Source organism: Antarctobacter sp., assembly GCF_965277915.1.
In the GTDB taxonomy this organism is placed as follows: domain Bacteria; phylum Pseudomonadota; class Alphaproteobacteria; order Rhodobacterales; family Rhodobacteraceae; genus Antarctobacter.
Genome location: NZ_OZ255849.1, coordinates 4,934,869 through 4,954,601, shown reverse-complemented (window position 1 = coordinate 4,954,601; position 19,733 = coordinate 4,934,869). Strand labels below are relative to the sequence as shown.

At 62.4% G+C, this 19,733-nt stretch carries 27 protein-coding genes and 1 pseudogene; 2 read left to right on the top strand and 26 right to left on the bottom strand.

What is annotated here, in order from left to right:
* Nucleotide 1: 1 nt before the first annotated feature.
* The 10 genes and pseudogenes from rpsE to rpmC all read right to left on the bottom strand — a co-directional run bounded on the left by rpsE (nt 2) and on the right by rpmC (nt 4,283).
* Entirely contained in the window at nt 2–583 is a 582-nt protein-coding gene (gene rpsE / locus ACQY5B_RS25100; RefSeq protein WP_043137365.1) for a 30S ribosomal protein S5, read from the bottom strand.
* A gap of 157 nt (nt 584–740) precedes the next feature.
* Nucleotides 741–1,100, bottom strand: coding sequence for a 50S ribosomal protein L18 (gene rplR / locus ACQY5B_RS25095; protein WP_305967600.1), 360 nt, complete (start codon nt 1,098–1,100; stop codon nt 741–743).
* A gap of 12 nt (nt 1,101–1,112) precedes the next feature.
* Nucleotides 1,113–1,646 carry a 50S ribosomal protein L6 gene (gene rplF / locus ACQY5B_RS25090; RefSeq protein WP_420326867.1) on the bottom strand — a complete coding sequence of 178 codons (534 nt, stop codon included), beginning with the start codon at nt 1,644–1,646 and terminating at the stop codon, nt 1,113–1,115.
* A gap of 14 nt (nt 1,647–1,660) precedes the next feature.
* Nucleotides 1,661–2,053: a 30S ribosomal protein S8 gene (gene rpsH, locus ACQY5B_RS25085; RefSeq protein ID WP_305967598.1), complete on the bottom strand. Its 393-nt coding sequence runs from the start codon at nt 2,051–2,053 to the stop codon at nt 1,661–1,663.
* Nucleotides 2,054–2,065: 12 nt separating this feature from the next.
* Entirely contained in the window at nt 2,066–2,371 is a 306-nt protein-coding gene (rpsN, locus tag ACQY5B_RS25080; RefSeq protein ID WP_305967597.1) for a 30S ribosomal protein S14, read from the bottom strand.
* A 13-nt stretch (nt 2,372–2,384) separates the two neighbouring features.
* Nucleotides 2,385–2,966, bottom strand: a complete 582-nt coding sequence (gene rplE, locus ACQY5B_RS25075; RefSeq protein WP_305967596.1) for a 50S ribosomal protein L5 — start codon at nt 2,964–2,966, stop codon at nt 2,385–2,387.
* Complete coding sequence (rplX, locus tag ACQY5B_RS25070; protein ID WP_305967595.1) at nt 2,959–3,270, bottom strand: 50S ribosomal protein L24; 312 nt, start codon at nt 3,268–3,270, stop codon at nt 2,959–2,961. Before rplX ends, rplE begins: the two co-directional genes overlap by 8 nt.
* Nucleotide 3,271: 1 nt before the next feature.
* Entirely contained in the window at nt 3,272–3,640 is a 369-nt protein-coding gene (gene rplN, locus ACQY5B_RS25065; RefSeq protein ID WP_023851005.1) for a 50S ribosomal protein L14, read from the bottom strand.
* A gap of 205 nt (nt 3,641–3,845) precedes the next feature.
* Nucleotides 3,846–4,067, bottom strand: a pseudogene (gene rpsQ, locus ACQY5B_RS25060) (30S ribosomal protein S17); the annotation flags it as partial.
* A 3-nt stretch (nt 4,068–4,070) separates the two neighbouring features.
* Nucleotides 4,071–4,283, bottom strand: coding sequence for a 50S ribosomal protein L29 (rpmC, locus tag ACQY5B_RS25055; protein ID WP_043137381.1), 213 nt, complete (start codon nt 4,281–4,283; stop codon nt 4,071–4,073).
* A gap of 588 nt (nt 4,284–4,871) precedes the next feature.
* Between rpmC and ACQY5B_RS25050 the strand changes: the two genes are divergently transcribed.
* A complete protein-coding gene (locus tag ACQY5B_RS25050; RefSeq protein WP_420326868.1) occupies nt 4,872–6,464 on the top strand; it encodes a PAS domain-containing hybrid sensor histidine kinase/response regulator family protein in 1,593 nt (530 codons plus the stop codon).
* Between the two features lie 66 nt (nt 6,465–6,530).
* Here ACQY5B_RS25050 and ACQY5B_RS25045 read toward each other — a convergent pair whose 3' ends face one another.
* The gene (locus ACQY5B_RS25045) at nt 6,531–7,148 is read right to left on the bottom strand and encodes a 2OG-Fe(II) oxygenase family protein (protein WP_420326869.1); all 618 of its coding nucleotides are present in this window, start codon (nt 7,146–7,148) and stop codon (nt 6,531–6,533) included.
* A gap of 118 nt (nt 7,149–7,266) precedes the next feature.
* Here ACQY5B_RS25045 and ACQY5B_RS25040 point away from each other — a divergent pair, with 118 nt between their 5' ends.
* Nucleotides 7,267–7,971, top strand: a complete 705-nt coding sequence (locus ACQY5B_RS25040) for a hypothetical protein (protein WP_428400314.1) — start codon at nt 7,267–7,269, stop codon at nt 7,969–7,971.
* A 15-nt stretch (nt 7,972–7,986) separates the two neighbouring features.
* Here ACQY5B_RS25040 and ACQY5B_RS25035 read toward each other — a convergent pair whose 3' ends face one another.
* The 15 genes from ACQY5B_RS25035 to rpsL form a co-directional block, all read right to left on the bottom strand.
* Nucleotides 7,987–8,745, bottom strand: coding sequence for a hypothetical protein (locus ACQY5B_RS25035; protein WP_420326871.1), 759 nt, complete (start codon nt 8,743–8,745; stop codon nt 7,987–7,989).
* A gap of 171 nt (nt 8,746–8,916) precedes the next feature.
* Nucleotides 8,917–9,330 carry a 50S ribosomal protein L16 gene (gene rplP / locus ACQY5B_RS25030; RefSeq protein ID WP_043137391.1) on the bottom strand — a complete coding sequence of 138 codons (414 nt, stop codon included), beginning with the start codon at nt 9,328–9,330 and terminating at the stop codon, nt 8,917–8,919.
* Nucleotides 9,331–9,332: 2 nt separating this feature from the next.
* On the bottom strand, nt 9,333–10,067 hold the full coding sequence (gene rpsC, locus ACQY5B_RS25025) for a 30S ribosomal protein S3 (protein WP_420326872.1): 735 nt from the start codon (nt 10,065–10,067) through the stop codon (nt 9,333–9,335).
* On the bottom strand, nt 10,067–10,447 hold the full coding sequence (rplV, locus tag ACQY5B_RS25020; protein WP_043137394.1) for a 50S ribosomal protein L22: 381 nt from the start codon (nt 10,445–10,447) through the stop codon (nt 10,067–10,069). Before rplV ends, rpsC begins: the two co-directional genes overlap by 1 nt.
* Nucleotides 10,448–10,450: 3 nt before the next feature.
* On the bottom strand, nt 10,451–10,729 hold the full coding sequence (gene rpsS, locus ACQY5B_RS25015; protein WP_043137396.1) for a 30S ribosomal protein S19: 279 nt from the start codon (nt 10,727–10,729) through the stop codon (nt 10,451–10,453).
* A 3-nt stretch (nt 10,730–10,732) separates the two neighbouring features.
* Nucleotides 10,733–11,575 carry a 50S ribosomal protein L2 gene (gene rplB / locus ACQY5B_RS25010; RefSeq protein ID WP_305967589.1) on the bottom strand — a complete coding sequence of 281 codons (843 nt, stop codon included), beginning with the start codon at nt 11,573–11,575 and terminating at the stop codon, nt 10,733–10,735.
* 264 nt (nt 11,576–11,839) lie between these two features.
* Nucleotides 11,840–12,868, bottom strand: a complete 1,029-nt coding sequence (locus ACQY5B_RS25005; RefSeq protein WP_420326873.1) for a glycosyltransferase family 4 protein — start codon at nt 12,866–12,868, stop codon at nt 11,840–11,842.
* A gap of 225 nt (nt 12,869–13,093) precedes the next feature.
* Nucleotides 13,094–13,390, bottom strand: a complete 297-nt coding sequence (locus tag ACQY5B_RS25000) for a 50S ribosomal protein L23 (protein WP_305967587.1) — start codon at nt 13,388–13,390, stop codon at nt 13,094–13,096.
* The gene (gene rplD / locus ACQY5B_RS24995; RefSeq protein WP_305967586.1) at nt 13,387–14,004 is read right to left on the bottom strand and encodes a 50S ribosomal protein L4; all 618 of its coding nucleotides are present in this window, start codon (nt 14,002–14,004) and stop codon (nt 13,387–13,389) included. Before rplD ends, ACQY5B_RS25000 begins: the two co-directional genes overlap by 4 nt.
* Nucleotides 14,001–14,840, bottom strand: coding sequence for a 50S ribosomal protein L3 (gene rplC, locus ACQY5B_RS24990; RefSeq protein ID WP_420328563.1), 840 nt, complete (start codon nt 14,838–14,840; stop codon nt 14,001–14,003). The genes rplD and rplC overlap by 4 nt, the downstream gene beginning before the upstream one ends.
* Nucleotides 14,841–14,855: 15 nt before the next feature.
* Nucleotides 14,856–15,161, bottom strand: coding sequence for a 30S ribosomal protein S10 (gene rpsJ, locus ACQY5B_RS24985; RefSeq protein WP_023849092.1), 306 nt, complete (start codon nt 15,159–15,161; stop codon nt 14,856–14,858).
* Nucleotides 15,162–15,297: 136 nt separating this feature from the next.
* Nucleotides 15,298–16,473, bottom strand: coding sequence for an elongation factor Tu (gene tuf, locus ACQY5B_RS24980; RefSeq protein WP_420326874.1), 1,176 nt, complete (start codon nt 16,471–16,473; stop codon nt 15,298–15,300).
* A 90-nt stretch (nt 16,474–16,563) separates the two neighbouring features.
* Nucleotides 16,564–18,681, bottom strand: coding sequence for an elongation factor G (gene fusA, locus ACQY5B_RS24975; protein ID WP_305972258.1), 2,118 nt, complete (start codon nt 18,679–18,681; stop codon nt 16,564–16,566).
* A 24-nt stretch (nt 18,682–18,705) separates the two neighbouring features.
* Entirely contained in the window at nt 18,706–19,176 is a 471-nt protein-coding gene (gene rpsG, locus ACQY5B_RS24970) for a 30S ribosomal protein S7 (RefSeq protein ID WP_043137418.1), read from the bottom strand.
* A 12-nt stretch (nt 19,177–19,188) separates the two neighbouring features.
* Nucleotides 19,189–19,560 (bottom strand): 30S ribosomal protein S12, encoded by a 372-nt coding sequence (rpsL, locus tag ACQY5B_RS24965; RefSeq protein WP_005862801.1) that lies wholly within the window; start codon nt 19,558–19,560, stop codon nt 19,189–19,191.
* Nucleotides 19,561–19,733 lie beyond the last annotated feature (173 nt).

Below are 19,733 nucleotides of genomic sequence, written 5' to 3'. Positions count from 1 at the left end.
ATCAGGCCTCCTCGGTCTCGGCTGCGGGGGCGTCATCACGCTTGGGCAGGATGTCGGCGACCTTCTTGCCACGACGCTGCGCGACGTTGCGCGGCGACTGCTGGTTGCGCAGGGCGTCCAGCGTGGCGTGGATCATCGCGTAGGGGTTCTGAGAGCCGGTCGACTTGGCGACGACGTCCTGAACGCCCAGCATTTCAAAGACTGCACGCATCGGACCACCGGCGATGATACCTGTACCCTGAGGGGCGGTCCGCATGGTGATCTTGCCGGCGCCGTGATGGCCCTTGGCGTCATGGTGCAGGGTGCGGCCCTCTTTGAGCGGCACGCGGATCATCTTACGCTTGGCTTGCTCGGTGGCCTTGCGGATGGCCTCGGGGACCTCCTTGGCCTTGCCCTTGCCAAAGCCGACGCGGCCTTTCTGGTCGCCCACAACGACGAGTGCGGCAAAGCCGAAGCGCTTACCACCCTTGACGGTCTTGGACACACGGTTGATCGCCACCAGGCGATCGGCGAATTCGGGCGCTTGCTCCTCGCGGTCACGACGACCGCGGCCGCCGCCACGCTTGTTCTCACGTTCTGCCATAAGGCATTCCTTTTCTCGTGGTGCCCAAGAGCACCGGTTTGTTCAATCGCAGTGGGCCGGATGGCCCCTCGATCATCGAGGCGTTTCCGCCTGCAAAAGAAGCTGCGCCCGGCGGGCGCAGCTTGCGAACGGTGCGCAAGGACTGCGCACCGAATCCTCAGATCTTCAGACCGCCTTCACGCGCGGCCTCGGCCAAGGCCTTCACCTTACCGTGGAAGAGAAAGCCACCACGGTCGAAGTATGCTTCTTCGACACCGGCCGCCTTGGCGCGCTCGGCAATTGCCGCGCCCACCTTGGCTGCTGCTTCGACGTTGTTCTTGCCGACAACACCCAGCGACGGCTCCAGCGAGGAAGCTGCTGCCAGGGTCTTGCCTGCCACATCGTCGATGAGCTGGACCGAGATGTTCTTGTTCGAACGGTGGACCGAAAGGCGAACGCGACCCGCGTTGACCTTCCGAAGCTTGTTCCGGACGCGCAAGCGGCGCTTCTGGAACAGTACACGTTTGCTGTTTGCCATTGCCTTGCGTCCTTACTTCTTCTTGCCTTCCTTCTGGAAGATGTACTCGCCCTTGTAGCGGATACCCTTCCCCTTGTACGGCTCCGGCCGGCGCCAGTCGCGGATATTGGCCGCAACCTGACCCACCTGCTGAATGTCATGCCCCTCGATAACGATCTCGGTGGGCTTGGGGCAGGTGATGGTGATGCCGTCGGGAACCTCGAAATCCACGTCGTGCGACAGGCCGAGGTTCAGCTTAAGGACCTTGCCTGCCAGCTGAGCGCGGTAGCCGACGCCCTGGATTTCCAGTTCCTTCTTGAAGGTGTTCTGGACGCCGTGGACGAGGTTCGCAACAACAGTGCGGGACATGCCCCACTGCTGGCGGGCGCGCTTGGACTTGCCGCGCGGTTCCACCGAGATTGCGTTTTCCTCGACCTTGAGGGTCACGTCATCCGTGGCCGTAAAGCTCTGGGTGCCTTTCGGGCCCTTCACTTCGATGGTCTGGCCGGAGACGCTGGCCGAGACGCCCGAGGGCAGTTCGACCGGCTTCTTACCAATACGAGACATGTGTTCAGGCCTCCTTAGAATACGGTGCAGAGCACTTCGCCGCCGACATTGGCCGCGCGTGCGTTTGCGTCCGACATCACACCCTTGGGGGTGGAGACAATCGACACACCCAGGCCCTGACGGACCTGCGGGATGTCCTTGACGCTCATGTAGACGCGACGGCCGGGTTTCGAGACCCGCTTGACCTCACGAATGACAGGAGTGCCATCGAAGTATTTCAGGCTGATTTCCAGCGTCGGGTGGCCGTTGACGTCGGTCCCGCTTTCGTAGCCGCGGATGTAGCCTTCGTCCGCCAGCACGTCCAGAACCCAGGCGCGCAGCTTGGAGGCCGGCGTGGACACGGTGGACTTGCCGCGCATTTGCGCGTTGCGGATACGGGTGAGCATATCGCCGATAGGATCGTTCATCTCATCCCCTCCTTACCAGCTCGACTTCACGACGCCGGGCAGCTTGCCGTTCGAACCGAGGTCGCGCAGGGCGATACGGCTGATCTTGAGCTTGCGGTAGTAGGCGTGCGGACGGCCCGTCAGCTGGCAGCGGTTGTGCAGCCGGGTGGGCGAGGAATTGCGCGGCAGCTTGGCCAGCTTGAGGCGGGCCTTGAAGCGCTCTTCCATCGGCTTCGATTCGTCGTTTGCGATTTCTTTCAGTTCAGCGCGCTTGGCGGCATACCGGGCCACCAGGCGCTCGCGCTTCTTCTCGCGCTCGATCATTGCTTTTTTAGCCATGATATCGCTCCTATTACGCCTTGGTGAACGGCATGTTGAAGTGGGTGAACAGCGCCTTGGCCTGTTCGTCGGCCGAATGCTCGCCGAAGTCCTTGGCATTGGTCGTCATGATGATGTCCATGCCCCAGACCTCGTCGACCTTGTCGAAGTTGATCTCGGGGAACACGATGTGTTCCTTCAGACCCATCGCAAAGTTGCCACGGCCGTCGAACGCTGCCTTCACGCCGCGGAAGTCGCGGATGCGCGGCATCGCAACGGTCACCAGCCGGTCGAGGAATTCGTACATGCGCACGTCACGCAGGGTGACCTTGGCGCCGACGATCATGCCCTCGCGCAGACGGAACGGCGCGTGCGATTTCTTGGCCTTCGTACCGACGGCCTGTTGACCGGCAATCAGCGACAGTTCCTCGATGGCCGACTTGGCCTTCTTGCTGTCACGCACGGCTTCTGCGCCGCAACCGATGTTCAGCACGATCTTCTGCAGGCTCGGGATCTGCATGTCGTTCTTGTAGCCGAACTGCTCTTTCATCGCGGCCTTGATGGTGTCGCGATACTGGGCCTTCAGGCGCGGGGTGTAGCTTTCCATATCAAGCATCGATCACGTCCCCCGTGGTCTTGGCGTAGCGGACCTTCTTGTCGCCTTCCATGCGGAAACCGACGCGGGTCGGTTTGCCGTTGGCGTCGACGTAGGCCAGGTTCGACAGGTCCATCGGCAGCGCCTTGGGCATGCGGCCGCCCTGGCTGGTCTGGGTCTGGCGAGTGTGGCGGATGGCGATGTTCAGCCCGTCGACGACGGCCTTGCCGGCCTTGGGGTCAACGCTGACGATCTCACCGGTCTTGCCCTTGTCCTTGCCGGTCAGGACGATGACGGTGTCACCTTTTTTCAGTTTCGCGGCCATCTTACAGCACCTCCGGGGCGAGCGAGATGATCTTCATGAAGTTCTTGGCGCGCAGTTCACGCACGACCGGTCCGAAGATACGCGTGCCGACCGGCTCACCTGCGTTGTTCAGGATCACGGCGGCGTTGCGGTCAAAGCGGATCGAGGTGCCGTCTTCGCGGCGAACTTCCTTGGCGGTGCGCACGACGACGGCCTTGCGGACGTCACCTTTTTTCACGCGACCACGCGGAATGGCCTCTTTCACCGACACCACGATGATGTCGCCGACCGAGGCATAGCGGCGGTGGGAACCGCCCAGAACCTTGATGCACTGAACTTTCCGGGCTCCGGAATTGTCAGCGACATCCAGATTGGTCTGCATCTGGATCATAAGTTTTCTCCCGACGTCCCGGGCCGCTCGTCAAGGAGACATTGACCCGGGGGTTTCGTATGCAACCGAGCCCCGCAAAGGGGGCTCGGCTCTGCCCTTACTGGGCGGTTTCTGCCTCTGCGGCTTTCTGGGCCTCGAAGCGGGCACGTTCGGCTGCGGCCGCTTCGGCGCGCGCCTTGTTGTGCTCTTCAAGCATGGCGTCGGTCATCACTTCCCAACGCTTGGTCTTGGACTTCGGCGCGCATTCGCGGATCGAGACCGCGTCGCCGACGTTGAAGGCACCTGCCTCGTCATGGGCGCGGTACTTCTTGGATTTCTTGATCGTCTTCTGCAGCACGGGGTGCTTGAAGCGACGGACGACCTGAACGGTCACGGTCTGGGCATTGGCGGTCGAGGTGACGGTGCCTTGCAGGATACGCTTGGGCATTCGTTACGCCTCCGCAGTCGAGGCCGCAGCAGCGGCTTTTTCGTTCAGGACGGTGTTGATGCGCGCGACGTCGCGGCGCACCTGGCGCATGCGCGCCGTGTTTTCCAGCTGGCTCGTGGCCGCCTGGAAGCGGAGGTTGAAAGCCTCCTTTTTCAGCTGGACAAGCTGGTCCCGGAGTTCGTCCGGGGACTTGTCACGGAGTTCCTGGGCGTTCATGCGCCTCTCCTTTGTTGCAACATCACCGGTAGGCCCCTGCCTGCGAGCATGCAGGGTCACCCTGATTCCGGTGGAGTCCGTGGATGAGCGGCCCCATTAGGCCAGAATCCCTGCCCATGCAAGGACAATCTGCGACAGCGGCCGCCTGCGCGCGCAACGTGCCCGGCAATCGCCAATGACATGGTCGAAGTTGTCGGCCTGGGCGGTTTCCGTACAGCACGCATTTAGCGCGATCCGCGAAAGGCCGTCAATTCGAGGACAAGGGTCTCAACGGTCATCCCGTGGTTGCGGTGATGGAGCTTTCCGATCCCCCGGTGCGGCTTGAATTCTCATGTGCAGCCCCTGAAGGCATTTCGGCCCCAGAGAGCAGGGACAGGTAAACGACCGATCTATCGACCGGCGCCAAATGTCGGGGGCAAGATACGGGGGCTTGTGGAAATTAACCTTTTCTCAACCCTCTCCTTGGAAATATGACGAAACCGAAGGGAAAGCGCACCTGCGGCCTCTTCCCGCGCCCCTTAATGCCCGCTTGCAGGGGTATTCTTGGCCTCGGTATACTTGCGCCGGACGAGCAAGGGGATACAGCGCATGTCAGGACGGTCGACCTCTGGCGACGATGCGCTCTACAGCCGGATCGGGATCGACGGACAGTCCCATGCCCTTATGCTGGAACAGGCCGCGCGCATCGCTCAGCTGGGCTATTTCGTCTTCAACGTGCGGCAATCGATCGTCGAGGTCTGCTCGGTCCGCCACGCAGCCATTTTCGGGCAGACCCCGCAAGAGTTCATCTCCTCTGTCAGCGGCCTGAAAGGCGAGATGAAGATGATCCACCCCGAGGATCGCAACCTGCTGCGCGAGGCGTACCAGCGTCTCCTGCAGGGTGAGACGATCGAGATGGAATATCGTTTCTTCCGTCCCGATCGCAGTCTGGGCTACATCCGGGAGATCGTCGCGCCCGAAGTCGGGGATAACGGCGAGATCGTGCGCGGGCTCGGCAGCAGCCTGGACGTCACCGATGCGCGTCTGGCCGAGGAACGCCGGGCGCAAGCCAACCGTCTGGCCGCTCTCGGCGAACTGACCGCCGGCGTGGCACATGACGTCAACAACATCCTGGCCGTGGTCATGGGCAACGCCGAATTGCTGCAGCACGAGGCCCGCGGCGAGCTGACAAACCAGTTGCTGACGGAAATCGTCGACGCTTCCAAGCGTGGGGGCACATTGACCCGCAGCCTGCTGAATTTTGCCCAGAAGGCGACGATCCGACCGGTCGCCCTGGATCTTGGCGAAGAGACCGCCCGCGCCGTCGGCATGTTCGAGAGGACATCTTTCAAGAAGCCCAGCATCGTCGTCGACCGCGCCAAGGGAACCATTCCCATCTTTGCGGACCGCGACAACCTGCAATCGGTGATCCTGAACATCCTCATCAATGCATTGGACGCCATCCACGAAGGCGGGGCGATCCGGGTCAGGACCGAAACCGCAGCGGCCACCCCGATGGTCCCGGCGGGCGAATATGCCTGCCTCTCGATCCGCGACAACGGCAAGGGCATCGCCGCCCAGCACCTGGCCCGCGTGACCGAACCCTTCTTCACGACCAAGCCGCGCTCCAAAGGGTCTGGCCTGGGCCTGTCGATGGCAGCCGGTTTCATGCGGCAACTGGGCGGCGAACTCGCCATCGAGTCAGAGCCGGATGTCGGGACCTGCGTCCGACTGTTCTTTCCCCTGCACAAGGGCAAATGCACGGCTGAAGTCCCGGCTCCTGCCAGCGACCAGGCACAATTCGACAAGCTGCACGTACTGTTGCTGGAGGATGAGACATCGATCCGCAAGGTTTTGCTGCGCAACCTGAAAAGCTGGGGCTTCTCGGTCACGGCCACTACCTCTGCCGAAGAGGCGCTGTCGGCCATTGAAGGCACTACATTCGACCTTGCCTTGCTGGACAACCACGTGCCCGGCGCCTGCACGGGTGCCGAGATCGCCGCACATATCAAGGAGCGGCACCCGGCAACACCGACGATCCTGCTGACGGGCCTCGCCAAGCCCGGAACAGGCGGCGAGGGATCGGGGATCGACCAAGTGCTGGCAAAGCCCGTGCCTGCCCCGGACCTGCGCGCGGCAATCACCACGTTGCTGGAGAAAGCCGAGCCGGTTTCCCCAAGACCCGTCAACCCAGAGGTTTGACCGCTTTCGCGCGTGCGGGACACCAGTCTTCCATCGCAGACCTTGCCGACCGTACCGAAGGGCGCCTCACTCCCACTTGTAGTTGAAGCTTACGGAGACGCGGTTTTCCTCGGCCATGTTGAGCGGCACCTCGTGGCGCAACCAGCTTTCCCACAGCAAGACATCGCCCACTTGGGGCGCGACATAGACAAAGGAACGCAATTCCTCGCGGCTGCCCTTCTTGCGCGTCGGGGCCGCCATCATCATCGCCAGCCGCGGGTCCTCCAGCTTCAGCGCCGAGGCACCTTCCGGCATGGCCACATAGGTCGTCCCCGAAATCACCGAATGCGGATGGATGTGGCTCGAATGGGTACCGCCCTCCGGCAGGATGTTGATCCAGATATCCTCGAGCACCAGGCTCTTGTCGCCCAGGTCGAATTCCAGGTCCTCTGCAAAGGCTGCTACGTGCTTGTCGAGCACCTTCACCAAATCGGAAAAGACCGGGAATCGCCAGGGCAGATCCGTCAGCGAGGCATAGGAGGTATAGCCGGGATACCCCTGCTCCTCGCACCAGTCCTGCCCTGCCTCGTCATCCTCGGCGATGGAATAGCACGAACCTTCCAGTTCATCGGTGTCGATGGCGCCATGCTCGGACAGCGGCGCCTGGTAGAGGCGGGTGGCGAAAAGAGAGCGGATCTGGGTCATGTCCGCGCTTTAGCCCAAGCCGGACATCGGGGGAAATGAAATCTCAACTTCTCGGCGGCATGGTCGCAGCCAATCGAGAGGTCCGAACAGAATGTTCCCAATCCGTTGCCTGATGCTGATGACGCTGCTCGCCTGTGGCGGCGGCGCGTCGGCGCAATCCGCCTCGCTCTTTCCCCGCGGCGACACTGGCGCAAGATCTCCGCTGATTGCCCTGCGCACGACGGCTCGACTCGGACCGACACAGCCCGCCAGCCTGTTCTCCGACGCGGGGCGACTTGGTTTCTTCGCGCCGATGCGAAAAGCGCGCCCTGCCCCGGACCCCTCAGCCGGACCTCTCTCCGGCCACTCCGCGGTAGCACGTTTGCGCAGCCTGATCGCCGAGGCCGAGGCAGGACCGGAGGGCTATGACGCAATCATTCACGGCGCCCGTGTCAAACCCCCGAAACGCCCGACAGAACTGACCATTGAGGAGATCCTGAACTGGATCGCCGCCACGCCCGGACAGCCCCATGCCATCGGGCGCTACCAGTTCATTCCAGACACGCTGCGCTTTTTGGTTGCCGATCTGAACATCGACACGCAAACGCGATTTACCCCCGAGTTGCAGGATCGTCTGGCCGATGAATTGCTGGCCGACGCCGGTTTCCTCGCCTTCCAACGCGGAGAAATCACGCGCCGCAGCTTCATGTACCGGCTGGCCAAGATCTGGGCCGGCCTGCCCCTCCCATCGGGTGAAAGCTATTACGAGGGCTATGCCGGCAACAAGGCGACCATGACCTGGGCGCGGTTCGACGGTGCAATGGCCAACATCTTTCCGGGCTGACCGCCCGCACGCTGATCAGGTCGGGGACGGCTGTCGGCGCAGGCGGGCAACGTGCCCGTTGCGCAGCGCGTCGATGTGGATCGCACCGATCTGGACCGGGATTTCCCGCAGTTCCAGCAGTCGAGCAATCGCGAACCTGTGCCCCCCGCCACCCGAGCGCAACAAGACACCATCGCGGGCAAGGTGAACAAGGATGCCACCGTGCTCCCGCCGGAAACAGGCAGGCAATTCCTCGCGCAAGAGCAAGCGGCCGCGGTCCCGCGTCTCCTCGTAGACACGGTCAAGCGCCGCGTAACGCGCCCGCAGATCATCCAGATCGGCGCAGCCGTCGGGCTGCCGCCCTCTCTCCAGTTCCCCTGCCATGCGGATCCAGCAGGGCGTCTCCTCCCAGTCTGCGCCTTGCTGGAATCGCATGCGGCAGCTGATGAGGCGGCTGTCTTCACCCAACTCTTTGCGCGCCAGATCCCAGTTGCCCGCGATGACCCGGGCGCTGTCGCGACGCCGCAACTCGAACCGGCCCCGAGGCTTGTCATAGATGTGCGCAACATCCGCCAGATCAACAAAGATCGCGGCATCGCTGGGCGGAACCACAGCGCCAAAGCGAACCCGGTTGATCCAGTCGCGGACGACCTTTTGCGGGACCTGGTTTTCGATCGACTTTCGCCAGCGTGCCGGATGCCAATAGAAAGACCGCGCCCTGTGATAGACAGCCTCGGGCGTGAACGCCCCCTGGAGGGACTTCGGACTGGACAGATCTACTACAGGCGAGCGCATCGGATAAAACTCCAGGAAATCTCCTTGCTTTTCGCCCGGATCCATTGGTCGGACAAAAAGGCCCCCACCGCTTTCGCGCCGGGGGCCTTCATTATCCACATTTTGCGGGCCTTGCCAATCCCGAGATCGGCGAGGCGGCACATTCGTCACCCTGCGACGCAGGGTGTTACGTTACCAGTCCTCGCGAACCACGACGCGGGTCTTGATCGGCAGCTTCATCGCTGCAAGACGCAGGGCCTCGCGGGCGATTTCCTCGTTCACGCCGTCGATCTCGAACATCACGCGGCCGGGCTTGACCTTGCAGGTCCAGCGGTCGACCGAGCCCTTACCCTTACCCATACGAACTTCGATGGGCTTTGCGGTCACGGGCGTGTCCGGGAAGATACGGATCCAGACGCGGCCCTGACGCTTCATGTGACGCGTCATGGCACGACGGGCTGCTTCGATCTGGCGTGCGGTGACGCGCTCGGGCTCAAGAGCCTTCAGACCGTAACCACCGAAGTTCAGATCGGAACCGCCCTTGGCCTGGCCCTTGATCCGGCCCTTCTGAACCTTGCGGAATTTAGTACGCTTTGGCTGAAGCATGGTTACCTCCGATCATCCCGGCGGCCGCCACCGGCACCACGGGGGGCCGGACCGTCCTGGAGTTCCTGGTTCTTGCGATCGCGGGCCTGCGGATCATGTTCCATGATCTCGCCCTTGAAGATCCAGACCTTGATGCCGATGATGCCGTAGGGGGTCGATGCTTCGACATTGGCATAATCGATGTCGGCACGCAGCGTGTGCAGCGGCACGCGGCCTTCGCGATACCATTCGGTACGCGCGATTTCCGCACCACCCAGACGCCCAGCGACGTTCACCCGGATACCCTGGGCGCCCATGCGCATGGCGTTCTGCACGGCCCGCTTCATCGCGCGGCGGAAGGAGACACGGCGCTCAAGCTGCTGGGCGATCGACTCGCCGACCAGCTGTGCGTCCAGCTCGGGTTTGCGGACCTCGACGATGTTGAGGTGCAGTTCCGAGTCGGTCATCGACGAGAGCTTCTTGCGCAGCACCTCGATGTCCGCGCCCTTCTTGCCGATGATGACGCCGGGGCGCGCGGTGTGCACCGTCACGCGGCACTTCTTGTGCGGGCGTTCGATGATCACGCGGCTGATGCCGGCCTGCTTCGGCGGGTTGCGATACTCATTGAAGATGAACTCGCGGATCTTGAGATCCTCGAGAAGCAGATCACCATAGTCCTTGGTGTCGGCGTACCAGCGGCTGTCCCAGGTGCGGTTCACCTGCAGGCGCATGCCGATCGGATTGGTCTTGTTACCCATTAGGCTTGCTCCTCAACCTGGCGCACCTTGATGGTGAGTTCCGAGAACGGCTTGTTGATCCGGCCAAAGCGACCACGGGCCCGGGGGCGTCCGCGCTTCATGACCAGGTTCTTGCCCACGTAGGCCTCGGCGACGACCAGTTCGTCGACGTCCAGACCATGGTTGTTCTCGGCGTTGGCGATGGCCGACTGCAGGCACTTCTTCACGTCAACCGCGATCCGCTTCTTCGAGAAGGTCAGGTCCGTGAGAGCCTTGTCCACCTTCTTGCCGCGGATCAGTTGTGCGACGAGGTTCAGTTTCTGCGGGCTGGTGCGCAGCATGCGCAGCTTTGCCATCGCTTCGTTGTCCGCCACGCGGCGGGGATTCTTATCCTTGCCCATGGCTTACTTCCTCTTCGCTTTCTTGTCGGCTGCGTGACCGTAGTAGGTACGGGTCGGTGCATATTCGCCGAACTTCTGGCCGATCATGTCCTCGGTCACGTTGACCGGGATATGCTTCTGGCCGTTGTAGACGCCAAACGTCAGGCCCACGAACTGGGGCAGGATCGTCGAGCGGCGCGACCAGATCTTGATGACTTCGTTCTTGCCCGACTCGCGCGACTTCTCGGCCTTCTTCAGGACGTAGGAATCGACGAACGGACCTTTCCAGACGGAACGCGACATGGATTACCGCCCCTTCTTCTTGGCGTGGCGCGAGCGGATGATCAGCTTCTGCGACGCCTTGTTGGTGTTGCGGGTGCGCTTGCCCTTGGTCGGCTTGCCCCAGGGCGTCACCGGGTGACGACCACCCGAGGTGCGGCCTTCACCACCGCCGTGCGGGTGGTCGATCGGGTTCATGACGACACCGCGGACGGAGGGGCGCTTGCCCATGTGGCGGACGCGGCCGGCCTTGCCGAGGTTCTGGTTCGAGTTGTCGGGGTTCGAGACCGCGCCAACCGTTGCCAGGCATTCCTGGCGGACCATGCGCAGCTCACCCGAGCTGAGACGGATCTGGGCATAGCCACCGTCACGGCCGACGAACTGGGCATAGGTGCCCGCGGCGCGTGCGATCTGGCCACCCTTGCCGGGCTTGAGCTCGATGTTGTGGACGATCGTGCCGATCGGCATGCCGCTGAAGGGCATGGTGTTGCCGGGCTTGATGTCCGCTTTCTGCGAGGAAACGACCTTGTCGCCCACACCCAGGCGCTGGGGGGCGAGGATATAGGCCTGTTCGCCGTCGTCATACTGGACGAGCGCGATAAAGGCGGTGCGGTTGGGGTCGTATTCGATGCGCACGACGATGCCGTTGACATCGAACTTGTTGCGCTTGAAATCGACGATCCGGTAGAGGCGTTTTGCGCCACCGCCGCGGCGGCGAGCGGTGATCCGTCCGGTGTTGTTCCGGCCGCCGTTCTTCGTCAGACCCTCGGTGAGGGCCTTGACGGGGCGTCCTTTGTACAGCTCCGAACGGTCGATCAGCACCAGCCCGCGCTGGCCCGGCGTCGTCGGCTTGTACGACTTGAGTGCCATGCTTTCTGTCTTCCGTTGCTTACGGCCGGGTCGGGACCCAGCCTATGTTATCAGCCCCCCGAAGGTGGCCAGTGGTATAGGCCCCCGAAGGTGCCCGATTCGCGTCTTCCGCAAAGAAAAGCAAAGCCCCGGACGAATCCGGGGCTCCCTGCGGATGCGGTCGTTTAGGCGAGGACGGGCGTCACGTCAAGTGGTCGCCGGACCATTCCGCCAACTCGGCACACCCGCTGTTGCGGCAGTTCGGCAGCGCCGGGACATACGCCGTCACGCAACCCCGAAGTCATCCAGCAACGTGCGGATATTGCGGGAAAACGCCTCTTCACTCAGGTCGCGTTTCCATTTGGCAAGGGCACTCTGTTTCATCCGATCCAGTTCCTCCCGGTTGGCGTCCAGCTTCAACAACCATTCAACCGCCTGCTCCATGTGGAGCGGATCGAAAACAACGCCGTCATCGCCATGCGTCAGATCACCCGCCGATCCGCATTGGTCCGAGATCATCGGAACCGCGCCGTAGGCCATTGCTTCCAGCGGAGAAGATCCGCGCAACTCAGCGAAGCTGGGCAAAATGCACACGTCATGTGAGGCGTAGAGCGTTCCCATCTCAAGGAATGGCACAGATCCTACCAGCTTGATCCACGGGCGACGCGACATGTCCTGGATTGTCGCGAAATGCGAATTGTCCGGCCTCGGCATTGTTCCGGCCAGGGTCAGACTGATCCGGTCCTGCGCGCCCATTTCCTCTATCTTCTGGATCAGCAGGTGCTGGTTCTTGCGTTCGGCTCCCAGCTTGCCGACCAAAAGGACCTTCAACCGGTCGTCCTCACGCGGCAAGACCTCATGTGGCAGCACGTCCACGGGCAGCGGCAGAAAGCGCGCGTAGGGATCCTTGGGCTTGCGGCGATCCAGCCCGCGCACCGGGGTGAAGCGTTCGATCGGCAACCCCTTGTAGCGCAGCAGCAACCGCCGCGCGAAGCCCGTCGGAACATCGTCCGGCACCTGGTTGTACAGGATGCGTGGGATTCCCTTTCGCCTCGCCGCCCGAGAGGCGCGACGGCTGATGGCCCAAGCATTGCGAATGATCACGAGGTCGGGCCGGAATGCCTGAACTTCCTTTTCAACCTCCTCGTAGGATGGCGTCTTTCCCATGACGACCGGGTCGAGCATCGAGTGATCCTCTCCGCCGGAGGCAACACAGACCAACAGGCGGACCTCGTGCCCATCTGCCAGTAGGCGTCGGACCGCAAACCACATGTTGGTGTGAAACCGCGGCAAAGTGAAAAGCAGTCGCGCCATGGCACCCCTGAACCTTCTGAAACGCATGTTCGGCGCTGATCCAAATACCAGACCGCCAACGGCGCGCAAATCCCCGGACCGATTGAACGGCAGGTCGTTCGGACGGATCAGAGCCAGCCGAACAGCCCCGGTGCCAGCGCCCCCGCCCATCAAGGGAAAAGGCCCCCGCATCGCTGCGAGGGCCTTGCCGATTTCGGTACCGCGGGGATTACCCCGCCGCCCAGATCACAACCCGGTCGACACGTCGATCGTGTTGCCCTCTTCGAGGGTGACATAGGCCTTCTTGACGTCCTTGCGGCGCCCCATGGTGCCGCGGAAACGCTTTTGCTTGCCTTTGGTGATGGTGGTGTTGACCGCCTTCACCTTGACACCGAACAACGCCTCAACCGCTTCCTTGATCTGCGGCTTGGCCGCGTCGATCGCCACTTCGAAGACCACGGCGCCATTCTCGGATGCCATCGTGGATTTCTCGGTGATGATCGGCTTGCGGATCACGTCGTAATGTTCTGCCTTCGCGCTCATTTCAGACGAGCCTCCAGTGCTTCGACACCCGCCTTGGTCAGAACCAGCGTGTCACGCTTGAGGATGTCATAGACGTTTGCGCCCTGGCTCGGCAGCACATCGAGACCCTCGATGTTGGCCGCTGCGCGGGCGAAGTTTTCGTTGACCTCGGCGCCGTCGATGATCAGCGCACGCTTCCAGCCCAGGTTCGCAACCTGCTTGGCAAGGGTCTTGCTCTTGCCATCGCAATCCGCGGCTTCGATCACCACCAGCGAGCCGTCCTTCACCTTGGACGAAAGCGCGTGCATCAGGCCCAGCTTGCGGACCTTCTTGGGCAGTTCGTGGCCATGCGAACGCGGGGTCGGGCCCTTGTAGATGCCACCCTTGCGGAAGATCGGCGCGTTCCGGGAGCCGTGGCGTGCGCCGCCGGTGCCCTTCTGGCGATAGATCTTCTTCTTGGAGTAAGACACTTCCGAGCGGGTCTTGACCTTGTGCGTACCGGCCTGCGCCTTGTTGCGCTGCCAGCGGACGACGCGGTGGAGAATGTCGGCGCGCGGCTCCAGCCCGAACAGGGCCTCGTCCAGCTCGACTTCGCCAGCGGAACCGCCGTCGAGGTTGATCACGTCGAGTTTCATTCGTCGCCTTCCTTCTTCTCGGCCTCGATTTCAGCCTCGGCGTCTTTCAAAGCGGCTTCCTGCTGGGCGGCCTCTTCCGCAAGGCGGGCCTCCTCGGCAGCTTTCGCTTCTTCCTCGGCCTGGCGGGCGGCTTCCTCGGCGGCTTTCATCGCTTCCCGCTTGGCGCTCATCAGCGCGGCCGGCAGGATGACGTTGTCCGGGGTCGGTTTCTTGACGGCGTCCTTGACGGTCACCCAGGATCCCTTGGGGCCGGGAACGGCGCCCTTGATCATGATGATGCCACGGTCGCTGTCAGTGCGGACGACCTGCAGGTTCTGCGTGGTCACGCGGACAGAGCCCATGTGGCCGGCCATCTTCTTGCCCTTGAACACCTTGCCGGGGTTCTGACACTGGCCGGTCGAACCGTGCGAACGGTGCGAGATCGACACGCCGTGCGTGGCACGCAGACCGCCGAAGTTGTGGCGCTTCATGCCGCCAGCAAAACCTTTACCGATGGTGATGCCGCTGACGTCCACGAACTGACCTTCGAAGTAGTGGTCGGCGATGATTTCCTCACCCACTTCGATCAGGTTCTCGGGGTCGACGCGGAATTCCACGACCTTCCGCTTGGGTTCGACCTTGGCAACGGCGAAATGCCCACGCATCGCCTGGCTGACGCGCTTCGCCTTTGCGGTGCCTGCGCCCAGCTGGACGGCGGTGTAGCCGTGCTGGTCATTGGTGCGCTGCGCGACAACCTGCAGGCTGTCGAGTTGCAGCACGGTGACGGGGATCTGCTTGCCGTCTTCCATGAAGAGACGGGTCATGCCGATCTTCTTTGCGATCACTCCAGAGCGCATGTTCATCGGCCTCCCTTAAACCTTGATCTCGACGTCCACGCCGGCGGCGAGGTCGAGTTTCATCAGGGCGTCCACGGTCTGCGGGGTCGGATCGACGATGTCCAGCAAGCGCTTGTGCGTGCGGATCTCGAACTGGTCGCGCGACTTCTTGTTGACGTGCGGACCGCGCAGAACGGTATATTTCTCGATCTTGTTCGGCAGCGGGATAGGACCGCGGACCGTTGCGCCGGTGCGCTTGGCGGTGTTGACGATTTCCTGGGTGCTGGCGTCCAGCACGCGGTAATCGAACGCCTTGAGCCGGATACGGATGTTCTGGTTCATTGAACAGCCTTGTTCACGATGTTGGGGTTGAGAGGAAGATCTGCGACCACCGCAAACCTTCGTCGAACCCGGAAGTGTCAGGGCGCCCCGTTCGGGGCGCCCTTCCTTGATTTTGAGCCGAGTGGCGGCGGGCGCCTTACTCGATGATCTTGGAGACGACGCCCGAACCCACGGTGCGGCCGCCTTCGCGGATGGCGAAGCGCAGGCCGTCTTCCATCGCGATCGGCGCGATCAGCTCGACGTTGAACTTCAGGTTGTCGCCCGGCATCACCATCTCGGTGCCCTCGGGCAGTTCAACCGTGCCGGTCACGTCGGTGGTGCGGAAGTAGAACTGCGGACGGTAGTTCTTGAAGAACGGCGTGTGACGGCCGCCTTCTTCCTTGGTCAGGATGTAGACCTCGCACTCGAACTTGGTGTGCGGCTTGACCGAGCCCGGCTTGCAGAGAACCTGGCCACGCTCGACGCCGTCACGGTCGACACCACGCAGCAGCGCGCCGATGTTGTCGCCGGCTTCGCCGCGGTCCAGCAGCTTGCGGAACATTTCAACGCCCGTGCAGGTCGTCTTCGAGGTGTCGCGGATGCCCACGATCTCGATTTCGTCACCGACGTTGATCACGCCACGCTCGACACGGCCGGTCACAACCGTACCGCGGCCCGAGATCGAGAACACGTCTTCGATCGGCATCAGGAAGGGCTGGTCGACGGCACGCTCCGGCTGCGGGATGTACTCGTCCACGGCGGCCATCAGTTCCTTGATCTTCTCTTCGCCGATTTCCGGGTCACGGCCTTCGAGAGCGGCCAGCGCCGAACCGGCGATGATCGGAACGTCGTCGCCCGGGAAGTCGTACTCGGACAGCAGTTCGCGGACTTCCATTTCCACGAGCTCCAGCAGCTCCTCGTCGTCGACCTGGTCGACCTTGTTCAGGAACACGACCATGGCGGGGATGCCGACCTGGCGGCCCAGCAGGATGTGCTCGCGCGTCTGCGGCATCGGGCCGTCAGCGGCGTTCACAACCAGGATCGCGCCGTCCATCTGGGCGGCACCGGTGATCATGTTCTTGACGTAGTCGGCGTGGCCGGGGCAGTCGACGTGCGCATAGTGGCGGTTGTCGGTCTCGTATTCCACGTGCGCGGTCGAGATGGTGATGCCGCGGGCCTTCTCTTCCGGCGCGCCGTCGATCTGGTCGTAGGCCTTGAAGTCACCAAAGTACTTGGTGATCGCCGCCGTCAGCGTCGTCTTGCCGTGGTCAACGTGACCAATGGTGCCGATGTTGCAGTGCGGCTTGCCGCGTTCAAACTTTTCCTTTGCCATTGTATTGGCTCCCTTTTTCTTGTCGTGCGGTGCGCAAATCTGCGCACCCTACGGGCGGGTGTAGGGTGCGCCTTTACGGCGCACCGCCGGTTACGCGTACTTGGCCTGGATCTCGTCCGAGATGTTCTGCGGGACGGGATCGTAGTGCGAGAACTGCATCGTGAACTGCGCGCGGCCCGAAGACATCGAACGCAGGGTGTTGATGTAGCCGAACATGTTGGCCAGCGGGACGTTGGCATTGATCGCCACCGCATTGCCGCGCGGCTCCTGGCCAGACACCTGGCCACGACGCGAGGTCAGGTCGCCGATGATACCGCCGGTGTATTCTTCCGGGGTGATCACTTCGACCTTCATCATCGGTTCCAGCAGCTTTGCGCCGGCCTTGCGGAGACCTTCACGCATGCACATCCGGCTTGCGATCTCGAAGGCCAGGACCGAGGAGTCGACGTCGTGGAACTTGCCGTCCAGCAGGGCCACCTTGAAGTCGATCACCGGGAAGCCGGCAAGCGGACCGGAGTCCATGACCGAGTTGATGCCCTTTTCGACACCGGGGATATATTCCTTCGGAACGGCACCGCCGACGATGCGCGATTCAAAGGTGTAGCCCTCGCCCGGCTCGGTCGGGGTGATCTCCAGCTTGACCTCGGCGAACTGACCCGAACCACCCGACTGTTTCTTGTGGGTGTAGGTGTGTTCGATCGGGTGCGAGATGGTCTCACGGTAGGCCACCTGCGGCGCACCGATGTTCGCCTCGACCTTGAACTCGCGCTTGAGACGGTCAACCAGGATGTCCAGGTGAAGTTCGCCCATGCCCTTCATGATGGTCTGACCCGATTCGAGGTCGGTTTCCACGCGGAAGGACGGGTCTTCGGCGGCCAGACGGGCCAGACCCTGGGACATTTTTTCCTGGTCGCCCTTGGTCTTGGGCTCGACCGCGATCTCGATCACCGGCTCCGGGAAGGTCATGGTTTCCAGAACCACCGGTGCCTTTGCGTCGCAAAGTGTGTCACCCGTGGTGGTGTCCTTCAGACCCGCCAGAGCGATGATGTCGCCTGCGAAGGCTTCTTCGATCTCTTCGCGGTTGTTCGAGTGCATCATCATCATACGACCGATGCGCTCTTTCTTGCCCTTGGTCGAGTTGAGGATGTTGTCACCCTTGTTCATCACGCCGGAGTAGATCCGGGTGAAGGTCAGCGAACCGACGAAGGGGTCGTTCATGATTTTGAACGCGAGGCCGGCGAAGGGCATCGTGTCATCCGCGCGACGCGGGATGTTCCGCGTTTCGGTCTCGTCGTCCGGTGCGAAGCCCATGTAGTCGACCACGTCCAGCGGGCTGGGCAGGTAGTCGATCACGGCGTTCAGCAGCGGCTGGACACCCTTGTTCTTGAAGGCGGATCCACCCAGGACCGGAACAAAGTTCAGGTTCAGCGTGCCCTTGCGCAGCAGTTTGCGCAGGGTCGGCACGTCGGGCTCTTCACCTTCCAGGTAGGCTTCCATCGCGTCGTCGTCTTCCTCGACGGCGGCCTCGATCATCTTGCCACGCCACTCTTCGGCCATGTCCTTGAGATCGGCACGGATCTCTTCCTGGAACCAGGTCGCGCCAAGGTCGTCACCACGCCAGACCCATTCCTTCATGGTGACGAGGTCGATCAGGCCTTCCAGCTCGGACTCTGCGCCGATCGGGATGCCGACGGGAACGGCGCGGGCGCCGGTGCGGTCCTCGATCATGCGGACACAGTTGAAGAAGTCAGCGCCGATCTTGTCCATCTTGTTGACGAAGACGATGCGCGGAACCTTGTAGCGGTCAGCCTGACGCCACACGGTTTCGGTCTGCGGCTCGACGCCGGCGTTGGCGTCCAGAACGCAGACGGCACCGTCGAGGACCGCCAGCGAACGCTCGACTTCGATGGTGAAGTCAACGTGGCCGGGGGTGTCGATGATGTTCAGGCGGTGCTTTTCGGAATCCGGCTCGGTGCCGTTCTCGGTGCGCTCCCAGAAGGTGGTGGTCGCAGCCGAGGTGATGGTGATCCCGCGTTCCTGCTCCTGCTCCATCCAGTCCATCGTCGCGGCGCCGTCATGCACCTCGCCGATGTTGTGCGACTTGCCGGTGTAGAACAGGATGCGTTCGGAACAGGTGGTCTTGCCGGCGTCGATATGCGCCATGATACCGAAGTTCCGGTAACGCTCGAGGGGATAATCGCGTGCCATAGGGCTTGTCCTCAGAAGAAATGTTTACCAGCGGTAATGGCTGAACGCCTTGTTGGCGTCGGCCATCTTGTGGGTGTCTTCGCGCTTCTTAACGGCGGCACCGCGTGACTGCACTGCGTCAATCAGCTCGCCGGCGAGGCGTTCTTCCATGGTGTTTTCATTGCGGGCGCGCGATGCGTTGATCAGCCAGCGGATGGCGAGGGCTTCGCGGCGCTCGGGGCGCACTTCGACCGGAACCTGGTAGGTTGCACCACCAACCCGGCGCGAGCGGACCTCGACCGACGGCTTGATGTTGTCCAGCGCCTCGTGGAAGATTTCCACGGGCGCGCGCTTGACCTTGGCTTCGACCCGGTCGAGCGCGTTGTAGACGATGCGTTCGGCGGCGGATTTCTTGCCGTCGTACATCAGGTTGTTCATGAACTTGGTCAGGACGCGATCGCCATACTTGGCGTCGGGCAGGACTTCGCGTTTTTCAGCGGCGTGACGACGAGACATCTGTGTATCCTCTTACTTGGGACGCTTCGCGCCGTACTTGGAGCGACGCTGCTTACGATCCTTGACGCCCTGGGTATCCAGAACACCGCGGAGGATGTGGTAACGCACACCGGGAAGGTCTTTGACACGGCCGCCACGGATCAGGACCACCGAGTGCTCCTGGAGGTTGTGGCTTTCACCGGGGATGTAGCTGATCACCTCGTAACCGTTGGTCAGACGCACCTTTGCCACCTTCCGCATAGCCGAGTTCGGCTTCTTCGGCGTGGTGGTGTAGACGCGGGTGCAGACACCGCGTTTCTGCGGGCACTGCTCAAGGTGCTGCGACTTCGAGCGCTTGACTTTGGGCTGCCGCGGCTTGCGGATCAGCTGTTGGATCGTGGGCATTCCGGTTATTTCCCCGTGCTTCTCACAAATGTGTTGCACGGGCCTTCCCGTGCGGAGTTTCAGGTTCTGGCATCGCGCGCGATCGCGCGGGCCGGTTCGTGTGCCGCTGCCAAGACGTATTGGCAAACGACGAAAAAACCGCATCCGTTTCCGTACCGAGGAAACGACGCGGT